The following is an 18,014-nucleotide window of genomic DNA, read 5'->3' as shown; positions in this document are numbered from 1 at the left end:
TGGGGGAGATGGGGGAGATGAGGGGCACAAAGAGAATAATTCTGAACTCCAAACTCCTAACTCCTAACTCCTCTTCCCATGCCCCATGCCCCATGCCCAATCCCCAACTTCAAATATTTCTAAAGAATTTGGGCGATTGGTACACATAATTTGGTATTTCTTAAAAAGTCCTGACATTAGGAGAAGTGCATTATGACTGCTAAAACTAAGAATTCCGCAGTTGCTGACAGTGGAGCTAAACCTCCCTACGCCTTTCGCACGGGCTGGGCACTGTTCTTGTTGGCTATCAATTTCTTGGTAGCAGCTTATTATTTCCACATTATTGAATAGTTAGAAGTGGAACGGTGCTGCTCAAATCGTGCCTTTAAATAAACCTTTAGGACGAATGAGTAGCACCAAAATCATGATTAACAATGCTACACCTTGTTTGTATTGAGAACCCAGCCAAGGAGTGCTGATTTCTTGGACTATGCCAATGATGAAAGCTGCGGCGATCGCACCATAGGGGTTGCCAATCCCTCCTAAAATCACTGAGGCAAATAAAGGTAAAATTAAAAACCATCCCATATTCGGGCGCACAGCGGTAATTAAACCATACATGCTGCCTCCCAATGATGTTATGGTACCAGCAATTACCCAAGTCCATAAAATCACTCGGTCAACATTAATACCAGAAACCCTGGCTAAATCGAGATCGTCAGCTACTGCTCGCATGGCTTTACCAATTTTGGTGTTTTGCAAGAGATAGTGCAGTGCCAAAATTGCTAGCACTGCCAATCCCAACACTAATAATTGATTTTGCGGCACTTTCAAGCCGAAGATATCTAAAGCAGGAGTAACGGCTAAATCATAATTTTGATTTTTGCCACCCCAAATAAAAATAATTCCATTGCGAAGAAATAAGGCCAGTCCGATAGAAATAATAATTAGTGTGGTGGAGGTAGCACGAATAGAGCGCATTCTTGACCAGAGTAACTTTTCTGATAACAGCATTACCGCTACTGTTCCTGCTGCTGCGAGGATTGTAGACACCCAAATATTGACTCCAATGGTGTTGATTAACCAAGTAAGATAGGCTCCTAATGTGAGAAAGTCACCATGAGCAAAATTAGATAGACGTAAAATTCCATAGGTCAGTGTTAGTCCAACTGCGGCTAGAGCAATAATACTCCCCACTGCAATTCCGTTGACGATTAATTGGGCAAATTGTATATCCATGAGTCTGAAGTTGCCAGAAAAAATTTTCTAATCAGTCCTTTGTACAATTATTTTTTGCGGTTTAGGTGCTAAACCCGACACCATAAGTTATGGTTTATAAATAAAAAAGGATTGCCCGCCCACATAACATAGAATCCTATTCGGATTTTTATGCGAAGCTAAACTTGTTCAGCGGTCTAGTTGACCATGCAGCAGTATTCAAGCTTACCAGAACAGAACTCACAGATAGATGCAACGCCTAAACTTTTGACCACAAGTCAACAAGTTCGCGCCGATTTGTGGCTGGAGAAAAGTTTAAACCAGTTACAAAGTCGCCTTAATGATTGCCTGCTTTCTGCTTGTAATACTGTCTCACAGTCCCTAGCCGCAGAAGCAGAAATTTTCCAAACTGTAATCGACGAGATTAACACTGCTGTGGACACCAGTCATGTGGCGTTTGTGCAGTTTACCGTAGGTGTGGCTCTGCTAAAACCACACCAAACGTTTGCTACAGTTTGTTATGTTTCTCGTTCCTCATTTTCCGGCTCACAAGCTCCACTGTTGGAAGTAACGTTGACAGCAGAAAAAAAGCTGCCATTGAAATTGCAACAGACCATAGAAATCAAAGATTTGCAGCAGCTAGAGAATCAACCAATACCGAATGCTTGGCGGTTAACTGATGATGCTGGTGGCGTTATTGGCTGGCTAGTTATTGCCACAGCAGCGCCGGGGCCTGATTCTAAGCCACTCATATCCCAAGCTCAGCTGAGAGCGCAATTCATGGCCAGGTCTGCTCAGCAGTGTAATACAGCTTTACTGCAACTGAGACACATCCTATGTTGGCAGCAACGGTACGAACAGCTAAGTAATTCTAATCAAGAATTAGAGCGCACTAATCAACTCAAAAATCAGTTTTTGGCAAACACGAGTCACGAAATCCGCACACCCCTAAGTTCGATTATTGGGTTTACCCACTTGTTGTTAGCCCAAGGCTACGAACCAACGAAAGAACGTCAGCTAGAGTATTTAAATATCATTCAATCTAGCGGCAAGCACTTGCTGGCTCTGATTAATGATATTTTAGATCTCTCTAAAATTGAAGCCAACCAACTAGAAGTGCAGTGGGAAACAATAGATGTGCCACTGCTGTGTAGCAATGTTTTGGCACTGGTGAAGGAAAAAGCCGCTAATAAAGGTTTGAAATTAGTCTTAGAACTCGACCCACATCTGCCAACTTTAGTGGCCGATCCCTTACGACTCAAGCAAATGCTGTTGAATCTACTCTTCAACGCTTTAAAGTTCACTACTCAAGGCAGTGTTGGCTTACGGGTTACTAGCAAAGGGCTATTTGTGCATTTTACAGTTTGGGATACTGGCACTGGTATATCCCCAGAAGACCAAGCTTTACTATTTCATCCTTATTTCCAAATTGCTAACACTGTGGCAGGTGTTGAAGGTACTGGTTTGGGTTTAGCAGTGACTCGCAAACTGGCAGAAATTCACGGTGGTTCCGTGAAAGTGGAATCTGAGCTAAATCGGGGTTCGCTTTTTACACTGGTACTTCCCCTAAAGAAAGCAGAGGAAGGACAAGCAGCAGGAGAAGCAGAGGAAACAGAGGACGCAAAATGTTTTTCTTCTACTGTGGTTGTGACTCCTAGTTTGTGTCCTCACGTATTGCTGGTGGAAAATGACCAAGCTAACGGCGATTTGATGCAAATTTATCTATCGAAATTGGGATATAAAGTGACTTGGGCTAAGAGCGCTGCAAAAATGTGGGAAGTTTTAACACAGCAACAGCCAGCAGTCATTTTAATGGACGTTTACCTGCCAGATGGAAATGGTCTAAAGTTGGTGCAGGAATTACGACAAAATCCCCAGTATCAAAATATTCCAGTGATTGCTCAAACAGCAATGGCGATGAAAGGCGATCGCGAAACTTGTCTTGCTGCTGGAGTAAATGATTATATTTCTAAACCAATTGATTTACCACTTTTAGCCACTTTGGTAGCTAAGTATAGTAAAGTACCAAACTCCATTGATGGAGAGTAGGGAGATGGCTTCGCTAAGGGTAAGGGGAAAAGGGGAAAGGGAAAAGGAAACAAGAAAATATATTCGCTAATTATTCTCTGTCTCTTCTCTTTTACCCCTTACCCTTTTCCCATACCCAAAGGCTTTTGACTAATGACTACAATAGGATTTGTTTGGTGCTATCAGGTTATGGCGGGGTTTTTAAATGATGCTGACAGAAAAATTTGAGCAATTAAAAGTTTTATTTCAAGAAATGGAGCAGGCGTTGATTGCCTACTCTGGGGGTGTTGATAGCACTCTGGTTGCGAAAATTGCTTATGATGTGTTGGGCGATCGCGCTTTGGCTGTAACTGCCGTTTCTCCTTCGCTATTACCAGAAGAGTTAGAAGATGCCAAAATTCAAGCTGCAACTATTGGGATTCGGCATCAAATTGTCCAAACTTACGAGATGGAGAATCCCAACTACACTTCCAACCCAGTAAACCGCTGCTATTTTTGCAAAAGTGAATTGCACGATACTCTCAAACCTTTGGCTTTAGAGTTGGGTTATCCCTATGTAGTGGATGGCGTGAATGCCGATGATTTGCATGATTATCGCCCAGGAATTCAGGCGGCGAAAGAAAGAGGTGCGCGATCGCCTTTGGCAGAAGTGGGTGTTACGAAAGTTGAAGTGCGCCAACTTTCGCAAGAATTGGGTTTACCTTGGTGGGATAAACCCGCTCAACCTTGTTTGAGTTCTCGCTTTCCTTACGGTGAAGAAATTACTGTAGCTAAGTTGCAACGAGTTGGTAGAGCGGAAATTTTCTTAAGAAAGCTGGGTTGGCAGAATTTACGGGTGCGTTCGGAAGGTGATACAGCACGTATTGAATTACTACCAGAACAAATTAAAGAGTTTGTGTTAAAGACTGATTTACAAATATTAGTTAACGCATTTCAAGATTTTGGATTTATTTACGTAACCTTGGATTTAGAAGGTTACCGTAGCGGTAAGTTGAATCAAGTCTTAAATCGGGAAGTCGCAGGTGTTAAGTCATAGACACGGTTGTTGTACTTGCATGGTCATAACCAATCTTTGCCTGGCGCATCAGGGTTTCATACCAATCGATAATTGGTAGATCGGCGGGTGCTGTTAGTTGTTGATAAACACGTCGGCAGAGTTCTCGGAAAGAGGGGTAGCGTTCTTGACGCCAATGGGTGGCAAGTTCACTTAAAGACGCCTGATTAAGATTTCCGAGAGCATAATTGCGGTCAAAACCATGTTGCATTGGTACTACCGTCCCATCTGCTTCGATAATTAGGGGTGATACCAGATCTGCAAAGCAGTAGTTCTGCTGATTGATTAATGCTTCGTCTGCACAAAAGCTATCAGGATTTGAGCGCAGTAAATCTTGGTGAACTAAATCAATCTGAATAAACAGCTTGTCACCAATAGCTTCTCGCAAATGCACGGTTTTCAGGTAAGCATAAGATAATATGTTGGTACTAGGTCTAGACCCGATGAGGTTTTGGCTAGCGTATCCAACTTCTGCGAGTGGATGAATCTGCAATAACTCCGCTCCTTGCTCTAAAGCGAAATTGGCAACCCAGTCTAATTCTCGGAAATTTCGTTTTGTGAGCGTAAAAATAAATCCGAATGGGATACCCGATTGGCGAACCCCTTCTAGTCGAGCCGCCATTTTTTCAAAAGCCTGCTCTGAAGAACGTATACGGTTATGAGAGGCTGGCATTCCATCAAGACTAATGGCCAGTAAATCAACTGCTCCACACAGCTGTTCTAGGTGTCGCTCATCTAATAGTATGCCGTTGGAAGTAACGGTTGTACGCATCTGACATTGATGAGCTTGCTTTAATAATTCGGGTAGAGGTTTGTAGACAAGGGGTTCACCTCCTGAAAAGCTGGCAATGGTGTACCCTTGTTCGCTGGCATTGGTAATTGCTTTTAAAAGGAGCGGAACACTGAGTTGGTCTCGCTCCTCTGGGCCAGAAGCAGAGTAACAATGGAGACAGTGCAGATTGCACCGCCTGGATGGATGGATTTGCAGAATGCGGTTAAAGTTTCCAGTAAGTGCCATATACTACACGACTCCAATTACTCGTTATGAACTAAAAACTCTGGTTACTAACGAAAAATACTTACTTTTTGAAACAAGTCGGGATAGGGAATTCCGTAAGGAAATACTTTAGGAATTCCTAAATTAATCAAACCTAAGTTAGTTACGAAGTTTCCTCCTTTCAAGGCTTCTAGTTCTTCTAGTTCTTGAGCAGTTAGTTCCATATCCAATTCTTCGTCTTGAATATCTTGTATTTGCAGACGGTTTTCCATGATATTCTCCTTGGTTTATAAACGTGCGTAGGTATAACGCATCCTAGAGACCGCTGTTTTCTGTAAGCGTTCTCCACACGTTTAGCTTCATTTCTGTATGAGGAATTTACGGAAATTTCTATTAAAGTTACAAATGTTTATAGACACAGTTTTATACCGTGTCAGCTTAAAAACCGATCGTATGTTTTTCTTGCCTTGCCTCAAGCTACTGGCTTTCCCAACCCCGTGAGGCTTTTTATGAGGGGGCGTAGGTGTAGCCTGTCGTAGATATGACCGCGTGCTAGGCTTGGTATTAGAGCGTATAGAAAATTACATAATATTGCAGCATTATGACCAATGGATTGCCGCTAAAAAATCAGCGATCGCTTAATCCTTATGCTGAGTCAGCCTGTATTCTATCTGCTGTAGTGCCGATCCCCAAACATCATAACCCTCTTGGGACAGATGCAAGCCGTCTGTGGTTAACTCTTGGCGCAAATTGCCTTCCATATCAGAAAACCAACTATAGATATTGAGATAATTGGCCCCTTCTTCTTTGGCGATTTTAGCTAGTTGGGTGTTGATGTTACGAATGCGGCTATTGGAGAGTTTTGCTAAGCGGGTGGGCAAAATTGATTGGACAATAATTTGACTTTGGGGATGATTCTGTCGTAGGCGGCGGACAATTCGGCGATAATTACTCAAAATTGTGCGATCGCTATCGCCTTTTCGTAAGTCGTTAATTCCAGCCATAATGTAAATTACGTCTGGCCTGGTTATGGAAAATGCTCCCAATCTTTTTAAAACACCACCGGAAGTATCACCAGATATGCCTTGATTGAGCCATAATTTTCCACTAGGTAATTTTTCTCTGGGAAACCACATACTTAGGGAATCACCAACTAAAATACTCAGGTGATTTGTACCTTGACCCTGAGCAATGGCTCTGGCTTCTAAAGCTAGTAAACTTTTCCAATCTTCATAAGTCAGTTGACGCTTCTTGATTGACTCCCACAAGGATTGCAAATTATCGCTATCACCGCGTGTATAAATCTGACCTGTTTTTAGAGCTGCCAATCTTTGGTAGTAAAGTTGATTGCCAGATGTCAGTGAAAAAGTAGCTGCTTGGCTGCTGGGGTTGAGCGATGATTCTGTTGTGCGAACTGGTAAGCTCTGGCTACTGAGTTGTGGTGATGAGGAATCAACGCGGTTGATGTTTGGCTCACTTACTATTGGCTGGGAAGTTTCTAAGGGTTGCAATACTTGGCCGCTGAGTTCCGGTAACGAAAAATCCACCCTATTGATAATGTTTGTACTAACTATCGCTGGGGAACCTGGTTTTAAATCCCAAAGAAATCTAGAATTTTCTGGCAGGACAATCGACAGATGCGGAAGAGCCGATGCTGGTATTGCCAATCCTGTTAACAAGCCTGCTGCCAACAGATAAGGATCCCTCATCGCTTTATCTCTCCTCTACTCACTGCTTTTTCCTATGACAGCATTACTGTGCTGTATTCAGGATAATTTTACTTAGGTCAAATTATTATTCTTATTTACACTGTATATTTCTGTAAAGCGTGTTTGCGAGATTATATTAGACAATTTACGATCTCTTTAAAGTAGGGTTTTCCCGGTGGTAGATGAGTCAGATTTGTGAGAACACTTTGATTCCAAGGAATATTTTCACCAAGGGATGACTTGCTAAGAGTTGATTGTGACAAATATTGCGAGTGGGTGCAAACTTGGTGATTGCTAAATGATTTTTGACAATCCCAGGATAGAGGTTTTTGCTTTTGATGTTGCTAATATACGGAATAAGGGACTTCCAAGTAAAAAAATATTCAATAGAAGACTGTTGACGGTTGACTGTTGACGGTTGACGGTTGACGGTTGACGACCGCAACCGGAATAATTTATTTTTTGGAGTTCCCTGGATGATTAAGGTTGACCCTCTTATGCAGGGACACACCAGACGCGGGGATTATGGTTGAGGCACATTCCAAAATCATCCCGCAATTATGCAACGCCTTTTTTAAACTGTGCTTTAGATTCACAACTAAAGTTTTTTATCGTTGTTTACTGTTTTCTTTTGAGAGTTTCTTACCGCGAAGGTATTTGTAAGCTGTGGCGAACGCATGAGAGTTTGATTAACCAAGAGGTTATGTCTGGCTACAACAGGGGAAACCTCTAAACTTTTTGATTTCTCATATGAAATTAAGCGGTGCAAATGCATCAGTTATCAAATATGGGATTAGTGAGATTGAAAATTCGAGAACTAGCACAAGAGAAAGGATGGACACTCAAGGAAGTTTCTGACCGTTCTGGGGTAATTTATAGCACAGTTAGAAGTTATGCTCGTCGTTCTGCAATGACAACAGTTGACTTTACTGCTATCTATAAATTAGCTCGCACCTTTGATGTGACCATTGAGGATTTGGTGGAAATTTTAGAAGAATAGCCGAAAATTACCCGTGAATGGTGTTGGCATAATATGAGACTTCCAACTGAAAAATATTTTACAAAAAACTGGTAACTTGCTACACATAGGTTGCAGTCCATCGTTAACGCTAGTCGCTCATAGGAGCCACTGCGACCTTAGATCCGCACCAACTTCCGTAACGTCTGTACAGGAGAAGCAAGCGGTCTGGTAACTCCCTGTTCTACGTCCTTGCTCAGCGCTGACTGTAAACTCTCAACAATCAACTGCTTAAAGTAGTTGTTTATTTTTTGCAGTTCCCTATTTCAATCAGCAATTTTCAGTTAAAAATACTGCAATCGGAATTTATGTAAAATTTTATACTTGATATAAATTCAAGAAATTGCAACGGATAGTTTTTGTGTAAAAAAATATACTTATTTTAACTACTGCGAGAACTGTTGAATTTATTTAAAGTTGGTTTTGAGGTTGGATAGTGCGATCGCAAAATTGACGAAAATTTTCTGAAAGGAGGATAATACTGTATACTTCTGTTGTAGTTCTATCTCTATACAATTTGAAATTTATGTTTTTTGCTGGAAGTATGAGTTGAAACATACTTGAATTAAGTTTTAACTATAGAGAATAACTTCATTGAAAGTGCTAAGATTTAGGCTGAATCATTAGTGTTTTTTCTTCCGTGGCTAGAGCGAGTACAGCGATTGGAGTTAGTCCCATTATTAAGGAGATTGTGCAAAAACAGGCACATTCGACACGTTTAACCCTGAAAGAAGTTATTCTTATGGGTATGTTAGCGATTGATAAACTAGATGACCAAGGTCGTCAAGAGTTAGCAGATCGAGTTCATCAAATGCAAGTGAATGGAGAAATCTAAGTGAGTAGCTATTATTTATGAGTTATAAGTTTTAACTCCTCACTTTTCATTCGTCACTCTTCAGATAATCTGAATTTTGACTAAATCGATAACGACTTCCCATTACATAATCCTCATTAATTTCAAAAGAAATCCATCGGCGTTGGAGAGTTTGAGCAACAAAGCCAGTTGTATTAGAACCTGCAAATGGATCTAATACTATGTCATCTTCATCAGTTAAAAATTTGATGAAGAACTCGGCGAATCCTTGAGGAAAACGTGCTGGATGGGGTCTAATTTCTGCTGTTTTACAACGTCGTAAATAAGCACTATTTGATTCAGTATTAGCAATTTCCAGCAGATTTGGCGGAATTGCGCCTTGGTTATCTTTTTGAAATTTGTCGGAAATATCATGTCCACTAGGACGTATTTTAGCGTGATAGCCATTTTTAAGTAATTGCTTCATACTTTGGCTATAGGGTTTTAAAACTTTTTTATTATCAGCTTTAGGATTTGGTGTTTTGGACAGCCACCAAACGGTATTTACTGAATCTTTGACACGAATGCGTCTGATGGTCACCCATTCAGCAGGAGTTGGTAGTCGAGCAGGATTATAGTGGTAAAATTCTTGAGCCAGAAAGAAACCTACTTCTTTGCATAATCTGACCAAAAGTTCGTATTGATAGATACTCCGCACGGGATTACCAGGTAAGTAAGCACCACCTAAATCCAACACAAATGAGCCATTATCTGCTAGTACTCTCTTAAATTCATAGGCAAAAGGCAGAAACCATTCGATATATTTTTCTGCACTTTCATTACCGTATTCTTTTTTGCGTGTGAGAGCAAATGGTGGTGAGGTGAGAATTAAACTAATACTATTATCATCAATAAATTTAATTAGTTTCAGACTATCACCTAAATATGCTGCTCCGTTTTGCTGGGTATAATACGGATTAAAAATTATTTCTTTTGGTGGCGTTATTGGTTCTTCTTGCAAGAGTTATCAAGTTATCTCAGTTTTCTAGTTATAACTTGTTTTGATGTTATTGAAACACTACCATTTTTTGTATGGTAGAAATTTACCAGACATAATGATTTTAACGCGATCGCCTTTGGGGTCTTCTTCTTTCTCTACATCTAAAGTAAAGTCAATGGCGCTCATAATCCCATCGCCGAATTTGTCGTGAATCACGGCTTTAATTGGGAATCCATACACCTGTATAATTTCGTAGAAGCGATAAATCAGTGGATCGGTTGGTACAACTGGGCCTAATCCTTTTACAGGGTATTCAGTCAACTCCTTAATATAAATTGGAGGTAGTTCCAGTGCATCGATTAGTAACTTGGCTTCTTCTGGGGAAGCACTAGCTTGACGATAGATTACAGCAGCTATCCATACCTCATCGCGTCCGAGAATTTTTTCTAAATCGGCAAAGCTTAGTCCTTTCTCTTGTTTCGCTGCTAGTAGCTTTTGGGTAATTTCGGGAATGGACACGTGAAAACTCCTCTGATTTTCCATATATAGTATCACTGCGATCGCCTGATTCGCGTCTGTATTTCGTCTGCTACTACAAGACAACCTTTGAGCGTTTCTAAAGGTTGTTCTTGTACGACACGAGACAAAATTTCTAGTACTGCCTGACGGCTACGGTTACGCGATCGCAATAGTAGAATACCAGGATGAGTACCCGGTGGAAAGCGGCGAACATCAGAGAAATCTAAATCAAGAGTGATGAAAAATCTTTCTTCAGCACAAACTCGCTGCCAAACAATTTCATCGTCAGCACCAGATAATCCTTCATCAGTAACACGGTCAGCATTGTAACCAGCTTGCTGCAAAAACTCGACGTGGGTTTGTGCCATATTTTCATCGAGTTTCACTGTCATTGTACTCATCGCAGTGGCAACAATTCCTCTTCTCTAGTTAATTGTGCTGCATAAGCGATCGCTGCTCTGATATCTTCTAAAATCAGTGGTGGATACTCTTGAATAATTTCCTCAAATGTCAGTCCCTCGGCGAGGTTATCAAGGATGACAGATATCATGATGCGTGTTCCTTCGATGCACGGTTTACCGTGACATACATTTGGGTTTTGAGTAATGCGTTCTTGCCAGTTTGTCATGGTTTTGAGTGCTGATAATTAAGTTTAATTTTATGCGATCAGTTTTTTTGAGTAGTCTTATATAGTATGAGAAGTATTATCTATATCTATGTTATAAATCAACTTAGCTCTAATTTGATTTAGTTTATTTTTTTTTGCTAAACTGCGAATAGCTTCTTCTAGCTTTTTGGATGCAGGTAAACCCAGATCCAAAAATTGCCTTACCATTAAATATAAATCAGGATTGCCTTCTTCAAGCCATTTACAATATTCTTCAACAGTAGAGTTGTTTAAAAACTCAATATCTACTTCTAACCAAGGCGATATTGAATGGGTATTACTATTAATTATTTTTTTCAAAGCGCCAGTAATATCTAAATTTTGCTTATATTCATTTTCCTTTTCTTCTAGATATGATTTCAAATCAGGATATTTACGTAACTTAGCTCTAAAAATATTCAATTCATTTAAATAATCTGTTTCTAAAGTGTTTAACAGATGTTTTAATAAAGATTTTTCATATTTAGAAATATCTAATTCTATAACTGAGGCATATTTTTCAACTTGTTCAAATTGTGAAATAGTCAAATTAAGATGATTCTCGTCAAGAAAAGTATTAATTTCATTAATAATCTCTTGTTCAGAATTTTTAAAAGAACTATAGTAGTGTTTTCCAAGACTACGAATTTTTTCTATAATTGAAGTTTTTTGTTCTTTTTGATTGAGAATTTCACCTTCTTTAACAAATTCCAATTCAGCAGAGCCAGATAAAGAGGTTTCAACGGACTGAATTATAAATTTATCAATTTCTAAAGAACTATACCCCAGAAAGGAAAGGCGGTATGCCAATTGTATTCTTTTGTCAGAAGTTTCAGGATCTTTGTATTGATATTTTGAAGAATCTATTAAGGATAATATAGCATCTATACTAATACCAAAACGATCGCGGAATGCAGTATCGAGTTTTGCTAAATTAATAATAATACTATTTCTTATAACTTGATTACGTAAACTAGGCTGCCAATCCTTTATTAAGGGAATAAGCTCATCAATAAGCCATTGACTTTTGCGTATAACGCGAATATTATTTGTACCTGCCTTTATAAATACAGGTTTTATTACTTGTATATCAGGATTATCTTTAAATATCAAATCCAAGTTTTCTTCTACTGTTGGCTCAAGTTTCAATTCTCTATCAATTACTTTCTCTCGATAATCTTCTAACGCTGTTTTTGAGGCTCCATCTTTTAAGAGAATATCTTCATTATAAATTAAAATAATTTTGCATCCTAGTTCTTGAACTAAGTACTCAACAAACCCAAGTAACTCATCTAGGGGAACCTTGGATTTCCTTTCAAGGTCATCAATACATATAATTGAATTTTTAATTGCATTAAAAAGTATATTAAGTGCGAAATCACCAGCAATAAAAATTAATGATCCTACTACTGGGATGGAACTTTGTCCTGGTAGCGGTAAGTCTATTTTTGTTGTTCGCTCCAATCTGTCAGAGTTGCGATGAAACCCTTCAAAAATTTTACCTAATGAGTTATTGACAGAATTACTCCCTGCTTGATTCTTATTACTTGCTAATATCCGTGATTTTAGTTGTTCAATTGAAGAAATACCAAAGACAGAAGCATAATAATAATATTCTCCCTTACGTTTATATAAAAAATTTTGTACTAGATGGGTTTTTCCGACACCCCAATTTCCCTTAATAGCTAAAACGTTATAATTTCCATTATCCAAGAATCTTTGGAGAATACTTTCTGCTTCTTCTCGACTAACTCCAGAATTTGCTTTATTTATATTTTCAGTCATAACCGCTTTTAATCTTCAATGATTACAACGCCTTAATTCTTCTATCTTATAAATATAGATATAAAGTAATAGGGTTTAGTTTGAGCGAAAAACCTTAAGCTACGATTCTCGTTAACTAAACTATATTTGCATTATTTTTCATATTATATTGTGTTAAATCCAAATCTTGCCCGCATTTATGTTTATCCAACACAAAATCCCCCACCTTGCGGCAGGGGATTTCTATTACTTATCTACAAAACTAGCAGCCAGATCAACCGAACTTACCAGCAGTAGAAGCAATCAAGAATGCAGCGTAAGTTACAACGTAACCGACTGCAAAGTGAGCTAGACCAACTACGCGGGCTTGAACGATGGACAGAGCAACGGGCTTGTCTTTCCAGCGAACTAAGTTAGCTAGAGGAGTACGTTCGTGTGCCCAAACAAGGGTTTCGATCAACTCTTGCCAGTAACCTCTCCAAGAGATCAAGAACATGAAGCCGGTAGCCCAAACTAGGTGTCCAAACAGGAACATCCAAGCCCAGACAGACAGGTTATTCACGCCGTAGGGGTTGTAGCCGTTAATCAACTGAGCGGAGTTTGCCCACAGGTAATCGCGGAACCAGCCCATGAGGTATGTAGAGTTCTCATTGAACTGAGCAACGTTGCCTTGCCAAACACCGAGATGTTTCCAGTGCCAGTAGAAGGTTAACCAACCAATGGTATTCAGCATCCAGAACGCAGCTAGGTAGAAGGAATCCCAAGCAGAGATGTCGCATGTACCGCCACGACCGGGGCCGTCGCAAGGGAAGGCATAGCCGAAGTCCTTTTTATCGGGCATCAGCTTAGAACCACGGGCATCCAAAGCACCTTTGACGAGAATCAAGGTGGTGGTGTGCAGACCTAAAGCGATCGCATGGTGTACCAAGAAGTCGCCAGGGCCAATTGTTAAGAACAGGGAGTTAGTACCAGCGTTGATGGCACTTAACCAGCCTGGTAGCCAAACGTTAGCGTAGTTGGGCCATGCTGTGTAAGCAATACTATCTGGGTTAGATAACAAGGTATCTAAACCGTAGAGTACCTTACCGTTAGCAGCTTGGACGAACTGAGCAAATACTGGCTCGATGAGGATTTGCTTTTCAGGAGTACCGAAAGCAACTACTACATCGTTGTGTACGTACAAGCCCAGGGTGTGGAAGCCTAAGAAAAGGGATACCCAGCTGAGGTGGGAGATAATCGCTTCTTTATGCTTCAATACGCGGTCAAGGACGTTGCCTTTGTTTTGTTCTGGATCGTAATCACGTACCCAGAAGATTGCACCGTGAGCAAAAGCACCAAGCATCAGGAATCCAGCAATATACTGGTGATGTGTGTACAGCGCTGCCTGGGTTGTATAGTCCTTCGCAATAAACGCGTAGGAAGGCATGGAGTACATGTGCTGTGCTACCAAGGAGGTGATTACACCTAACGCTGCTAGGTGCCAACCTAATTGGAAGTGCAGGGAGTTGTTGTAGGTATCGTAAATACCTTGGTGAGGTAGGTTGAAGGGGCCTTCAACGGGAATACCAAAGAAACTCTTGGCATTCAAGGCTTCTTTGAGACTGTGACCAATCCCAAAGTTCGTGCGGTACATGTGACCGGCAACGATGAACAATACTGCGATCGCCAAGTGGTGATGAGCGATGTCAGTCAGCCACAAAGCTTCTGTCTGGGGATGGAAACCACCCAAGAAAGTCAGAATTGCTGTTCCTGCACCTTGGGATGTGCCAAACACATGTCCAGGAGTGTCAGGGTTTTGAGCGTAAACAGCCCAGTTACCTGTAAAGAATGGTGTTAAACCTGCTGGGTGGGGTGGGGTATTGAGGAAGTTATCCCAACCTACGTGCTGTCCGCGAGCTTCGGGGACGGCAACGTGAATTAAGTGACCAGCCCATGCCAAAGAGCTAACACCAAACAGACCTGCTAGGTGGTGGTTTAAGCGATGTTCGGCGCTCTTAAACCATGCCAAGCTAGGACGGTACTTGGGTTGCAAGTGCAGCCAACCAGCGAACAACAATACAGCTGCGAATATCAACAGGAATACTGAGCCATTATACAGTTCAGTATTTGTCCGCATACCGATGGTATACCACCAGTGGTACAGACCAGAGTAGGTAATGTTTACTGGATTGCTGGCACCAGCTTGGGTAAAAGCTTCGATCGCTGGTTTGCCGAAGTGTGGATCCCAAATCGCGTGGGCGATGGGACGAATGTGAAGCGGATCTTTAATCCACTGTTCAAAGTTACCTTGCCAGGCTACATGGAACAGGAGGCTGGATGCCCACAGGAAGATGATTGCCAAGTGACCGAAGTGAGTAGCGAAAATCTTTTGGTAAAGATTTTCCTCTGTCATGCCATCGTGGGTTTCAAAATCGTTGCCTGTAGCGATCGCATACCATATCCGACGAGTAGTCGGGTCCTGTGCGAGATCCTGGCTAAATTTTGGAAATTTTGTTGCCATAGGTTTAATAATTCCTCTGACCTTTAGCCATCAAGTACCAGTTTTGCAAGTTATGAGTTGAGAGTTATGAGTTGAGAGTTATGAATTGAGAGTCACGAGCTAGAAATTTTTATTTTCAACTCCTAACTCCTAATTTTTGCAAAGACTGGAGTTAATCCCGTCTCTACTTCTAACTCCTAACTCCATAACTCCTAACTCCTAACTCTAAAAAACTGATTGCTACCCTACTGAAAGGATGTGTGCGTGGAAGAATGCCCAAGTAGTAGCAATTCCTCCTAGAAGGTAGTGAGCTACCCCTACTGCGCGTCCCTGAATGATGCTCAGAGCGCGGGGCTGAATTGCTGGTGCTACCTTCAGTTTATTATGCGCCCAAACGATGGACTCAATTAATTCTTGCCAGTAGCCGCGACCACTGAACAGGAACATCAAGCTGAATGCCCAAACAAAGTGAGCGCCTAAGAACATAAGTCCATAAGCAGATAGGGCACTGCCGTAGGAGTTGATGACTTGTGTAGCTTGTGCCCACAAGAAGTCACGCAACCAACCGTTGATCGTGATGGCGCTTTGAGCAAAGTTACCACCAGTGATGTGAGTCACTGTGCCATCTGGATCTACTGTTCCCCAGACATCTGATTGCATCTTCCAGCTGAAGTGGAAAATTACAATAGATAGGGAGTTATACATCCAGAATAGTCCCAGGAATACGTGATCCCATCCAGACACTTGACATGTACCGCCACGACCAGGGCCGTCGCAGGGGAAGCGGAAGCCCAGGTTTGCTTTGTCTGGAATCAGACGAGAGCTACGGGCAAATAGCACACCTTTGAGCAGAATTAAGACGGTGACGTGAATGGTGAAGGCGTGAATGTGGTGAATTAGGAAGTCTGCTGTTCCCAAAGCTATGGGTGCAGCTGCCACTTTACCGCCTACAGCCAAAATACCGCCGCCAAAGACATAGCTAACTGGTTCTAGGGCATTGGGCGCAGTCGATCCAGGAGCCAAAGCATGGATATTTTGTATCCACTGGGCAAATACTGGCTGCAATTGAATTGCCGTATCAGAGAACATGTCTTGGGGACGACCCAATGCACGCATTGTATCGTTGTGGATGTACAGTCCAAAGCTGTGGAAGCCGAGGAAAATAGACACCCAGTTCAGGTGAGAAATAATCGCATCTCGGTGACGAATCACCCGATCCAGCAAGTTGTTTTGGTTCACAACTGGATCGTAATCCCGCACCATGAAGATGGCAGCGTGAGCCGCTCCACCAACAATCAAGAAGCCACCGATCCAAATATGGTGAGTGAATATACACAACTGCGTAGCGTAGTCAGTTGCCAAATATGGATAGGGGGGCATCGCGTACATGTGGTGCGCGATGATGATGGTCAGCGAACCCAAGAAGGCAAGGTTAGTTGCCAATTGAGCGTGCCAAGATGTGGTCAGGTTTTCGTAGAGACCTTTGTGACCTTCACCGGTGAAAGGACCCTTATGGTTTTCCAGGATCTCTTTAATGCTGTGACCGATACCCCAGTTGGTGCGGTACTGGTGACCAGCAATGATGAACAGGACTGCGATCGCTAAATGGTGATGGGAAATATCTGTCAGCCACAAGCCGCCTGTTACTGGGTTTAGACCGCCCTTGAAGGTGAGGAAGTCAGCATACTGACCCCAGTTCAAGGTGAAGAAAGGTGCTATGCCAGCAGCAAAGCCTGGGTACAGTTCCGTCAACAAGTCTTTGTTCAGGATGAACTCGTGGGGCAAGGGTATATCTTTAAGTGCTACCCCTGCATCCAAAAGCTTGTTAGTCGGTGCAGACACGTGAATTAAGTGACCTGCCCATCCCAAGGAACCACAACCTAAGAGTACTTGTAGGTGGTGATTCAGCATCGACTCCACATTTTGGAACCATTCCAATTTGGGAGCTTTTTTGTGGTAATGGAACCAGCCGGCAAATAGGAATAAGCCTGCTAATACCAAGCCACCGATGGCAGTGCAATATAGCTGGAAGGAGTTGGTGATACCCCAACCGCGCCATACTTGGAACAAACCAGAGGTGATTTGAATACCGTGGAAACCACCGCCAACATCACCGTTTAAAATGTCTTGTCCCACAATGGGCCAAACGACTTGGGCGCTCGGCTTAACATTTAACGGATCGCTCAGCCAAGCTTCGTAGTTAGAAAACTTCGCGCCGTGGAAAATCATCCCGCTTAGCCAGATGGTCACTACGGCTAAGTGACCGAAGTGTGCTGAGAATATCTTGCGGGAGATATCTTCTAAATCGCTTGTATGTGTGTCAAAATCGTGGGCGAGTGCGTGAAGGTTCCAAATCCATGTAGTGGTTTTTGGACCTCTGGCTAAAGATCTGTCGAAGTGTCCGGGTTTGGCCCATCTTTCAAATGAGGTAGGAACCGGGTCATTATCGACGATTACTCTTGCCTTTTTTTCCTCTCGCTCCGGAGGACTTATTGCCATTCGACCTCCTCTCTTGATAAGGAATGAGGAATCATGATTACCACATAGTAATGTTTTACCGCACACTCCAGTGATTTGCTGAAGCCACAGTGAAGACCCATGTGGAGAGTTGTTTCTCGTTGAATTATAAAGTCTTCACTTGTACATTGATGGAGATATTTTAACAATAATTCAAAATCCCTGAAATAACTGCCTTTTCTGCCTTTTAACCTTCAAACTAATTGTCCAAAAGTCAATAGTTTATTCATTTAATTTACAAAGGATAACAATTCGTAAAAAAGATGGTTTGGGAATGGGGCATGGGGATGGGG

At 41.7% G+C, this 18,014-nt stretch carries 16 protein-coding genes; 5 read left to right on the top strand and 11 right to left on the bottom strand.

The window, feature by feature from the left end; translation table 11 throughout:
- Positions 1-192: 192 nt before the first annotated feature.
- Positions 193-330 carry a photosystem I protein PsaX gene (locus GNE10_RS18465; protein ID WP_099068391.1) on the top strand — a complete coding sequence of 46 codons (138 nt, stop codon included), beginning with the start codon at positions 193-195 and terminating at the stop codon, positions 328-330.
- Positions 331-351: 21 nt separating this feature from the next.
- On the opposite strand, the gene GNE10_RS18460 is transcribed toward GNE10_RS18465, so the two are convergent.
- Positions 352-1,218 carry a branched-chain amino acid ABC transporter permease gene (locus GNE10_RS18460; RefSeq protein ID WP_185566433.1) on the bottom strand — a complete coding sequence of 289 codons (867 nt, stop codon included), beginning with the start codon at positions 1,216-1,218 and terminating at the stop codon, positions 352-354.
- 186 nt (positions 1,219-1,404) lie between these two features.
- Here GNE10_RS18460 and hrmK point away from each other — a divergent pair, with 186 nt between their 5' ends.
- Both hrmK and larE read left to right on the top strand, forming a co-directional pair.
- A complete protein-coding gene (hrmK, locus tag GNE10_RS18455) occupies positions 1,405-3,246 on the top strand; it encodes a hybrid histidine kinase/response regulator HrmK (protein WP_185566432.1) in 1,842 nt (613 codons plus the stop codon).
- Positions 3,247-3,430: 184 nt separating this feature from the next.
- On the top strand, positions 3,431-4,261 hold the full coding sequence (larE, locus tag GNE10_RS18450) for an ATP-dependent sacrificial sulfur transferase LarE (protein WP_185566431.1): 831 nt from the start codon (positions 3,431-3,433) through the stop codon (positions 4,259-4,261).
- Here the strand turns inward: larE and GNE10_RS18445 are convergent.
- The 3 genes from GNE10_RS18445 to GNE10_RS18435 all read right to left on the bottom strand — a co-directional run bounded on the left by GNE10_RS18445 (position 4,251) and on the right by GNE10_RS18435 (position 6,985).
- On the bottom strand, positions 4,251-5,297 hold the full coding sequence (locus tag GNE10_RS18445) for a radical SAM protein (protein WP_185566430.1): 1,047 nt from the start codon (positions 5,295-5,297) through the stop codon (positions 4,251-4,253). The two genes, larE and GNE10_RS18445, sit on opposite strands and share 11 nt — an antisense overlap.
- Positions 5,298-5,344: 47 nt before the next feature.
- Positions 5,345-5,548 carry a hypothetical protein gene (locus GNE10_RS18440; protein ID WP_185566429.1) on the bottom strand — a complete coding sequence of 68 codons (204 nt, stop codon included), beginning with the start codon at positions 5,546-5,548 and terminating at the stop codon, positions 5,345-5,347.
- Between the two features lie 366 nt (positions 5,549-5,914).
- Positions 5,915-6,985 carry an SGNH/GDSL hydrolase family protein gene (locus GNE10_RS18435; RefSeq protein ID WP_185566428.1) on the bottom strand — a complete coding sequence of 357 codons (1,071 nt, stop codon included), beginning with the start codon at positions 6,983-6,985 and terminating at the stop codon, positions 5,915-5,917.
- Positions 6,986-7,772: 787 nt separating this feature from the next.
- Between GNE10_RS18435 and GNE10_RS18430 the strand changes: the two genes are divergently transcribed.
- Together GNE10_RS18430 and GNE10_RS18425 are read left to right on the top strand one after the other, a co-directional pair.
- The gene (locus GNE10_RS18430) at positions 7,773-7,985 is read left to right on the top strand and encodes a helix-turn-helix domain-containing protein (protein ID WP_099068397.1); all 213 of its coding nucleotides are present in this window, start codon (positions 7,773-7,775) and stop codon (positions 7,983-7,985) included.
- A 658-nt stretch (positions 7,986-8,643) separates the two neighbouring features.
- Positions 8,644-8,838 (top strand): hypothetical protein, encoded by a 195-nt coding sequence (locus tag GNE10_RS18425; RefSeq protein WP_012410176.1) that lies wholly within the window; start codon positions 8,644-8,646, stop codon positions 8,836-8,838.
- A gap of 46 nt (positions 8,839-8,884) precedes the next feature.
- On the opposite strand, the gene GNE10_RS18420 is transcribed toward GNE10_RS18425, so the two are convergent.
- From GNE10_RS18420 to psaA, 7 genes are all read right to left on the bottom strand, one after another.
- Positions 8,885-9,817, bottom strand: coding sequence for a site-specific DNA-methyltransferase (locus tag GNE10_RS18420; protein ID WP_185566427.1), 933 nt, complete (start codon positions 9,815-9,817; stop codon positions 8,885-8,887).
- Positions 9,818-9,874: 57 nt separating this feature from the next.
- Positions 9,875-10,315 (bottom strand): cyanase, encoded by a 441-nt coding sequence (gene cynS, locus GNE10_RS18415; protein WP_311774822.1) that lies wholly within the window; start codon positions 10,313-10,315, stop codon positions 9,875-9,877.
- 32 nt (positions 10,316-10,347) lie between these two features.
- Positions 10,348-10,716 (bottom strand): DUF5615 family PIN-like protein, encoded by a 369-nt coding sequence (locus GNE10_RS18410; protein WP_199342073.1) that lies wholly within the window; start codon positions 10,714-10,716, stop codon positions 10,348-10,350.
- The gene (locus GNE10_RS18405) at positions 10,713-10,943 is read right to left on the bottom strand and encodes a DUF433 domain-containing protein (protein ID WP_185566425.1); all 231 of its coding nucleotides are present in this window, start codon (positions 10,941-10,943) and stop codon (positions 10,713-10,715) included. The genes GNE10_RS18410 and GNE10_RS18405 overlap by 4 nt, the downstream gene beginning before the upstream one ends.
- A 57-nt stretch (positions 10,944-11,000) precedes the next feature.
- Positions 11,001-12,746, bottom strand: coding sequence for a P-loop NTPase fold protein (locus GNE10_RS18400; RefSeq protein ID WP_185566424.1), 1,746 nt, complete (start codon positions 12,744-12,746; stop codon positions 11,001-11,003).
- A gap of 253 nt (positions 12,747-12,999) precedes the next feature.
- Entirely contained in the window at positions 13,000-15,225 is a 2,226-nt protein-coding gene (gene psaB / locus GNE10_RS18395) for a photosystem I core protein PsaB (RefSeq protein ID WP_185566423.1), read from the bottom strand.
- Between the two features lie 219 nt (positions 15,226-15,444).
- Complete coding sequence (gene psaA, locus GNE10_RS18390) at positions 15,445-17,703, bottom strand: photosystem I core protein PsaA (RefSeq protein ID WP_185566422.1); 2,259 nt, start codon at positions 17,701-17,703, stop codon at positions 15,445-15,447.
- Between the last annotated feature and the right edge of the window lie 311 nt (positions 17,704-18,014).

The sequence above is a fragment of the Nostoc sp. 2RC genome, from assembly GCF_014222165.1.
GTDB classification, from domain to species: Bacteria; Cyanobacteriota; Cyanobacteriia; order Cyanobacteriales; family Nostocaceae; genus Nostoc; species Nostoc linckia.
This window is presented reverse-complemented; position numbering and strand designations above follow the sequence as displayed.

Coding starts and splice junctions, on each gene's coding strand:
- GNE10_RS18465 (WP_099068391.1), top strand. CDS start 193: ATGACTGCTAAAACTAAGAATTCCGCAGTTGCTGACAGTGGAGCTAAA.
- GNE10_RS18460 (WP_185566433.1), bottom strand. CDS start 1,218: ATGGATATACAATTTGCCCAATTAATCGTCAACGGAATTGCAGTGGGG.
- hrmK (WP_185566432.1), top strand. CDS start 1,405: ATGCAGCAGTATTCAAGCTTACCAGAACAGAACTCACAGATAGATGCA.
- larE (WP_185566431.1), top strand. CDS start 3,431: ATGATGCTGACAGAAAAATTTGAGCAATTAAAAGTTTTATTTCAAGAA.
- GNE10_RS18445 (WP_185566430.1), bottom strand. CDS start 5,297: ATGGCACTTACTGGAAACTTTAACCGCATTCTGCAAATCCATCCATCC.
- GNE10_RS18440 (WP_185566429.1), bottom strand. CDS start 5,548: ATGGAAAACCGTCTGCAAATACAAGATATTCAAGACGAAGAATTGGAT.
- GNE10_RS18435 (WP_185566428.1), bottom strand. CDS start 6,985: ATGAGGGATCCTTATCTGTTGGCAGCAGGCTTGTTAACAGGATTGGCA.
- GNE10_RS18430 (WP_099068397.1), top strand. CDS start 7,773: ATGGGATTAGTGAGATTGAAAATTCGAGAACTAGCACAAGAGAAAGGA.
- GNE10_RS18410 (WP_199342073.1), bottom strand. CDS start 10,716: ATGAGTACAATGACAGTGAAACTCGATGAAAATATGGCACAAACCCAC.
- GNE10_RS18405 (WP_185566425.1), bottom strand. CDS start 10,943: ATGACAAACTGGCAAGAACGCATTACTCAAAACCCAAATGTATGTCAC.
- GNE10_RS18400 (WP_185566424.1), bottom strand. CDS start 12,746: ATGACTGAAAATATAAATAAAGCAAATTCTGGAGTTAGTCGAGAAGAA.
- psaB (WP_185566423.1), bottom strand. CDS start 15,225: ATGGCAACAAAATTTCCAAAATTTAGCCAGGATCTCGCACAGGACCCG.
- psaA (WP_185566422.1), bottom strand. CDS start 17,703: ATGGCAATAAGTCCTCCGGAGCGAGAGGAAAAAAAGGCAAGAGTAATC.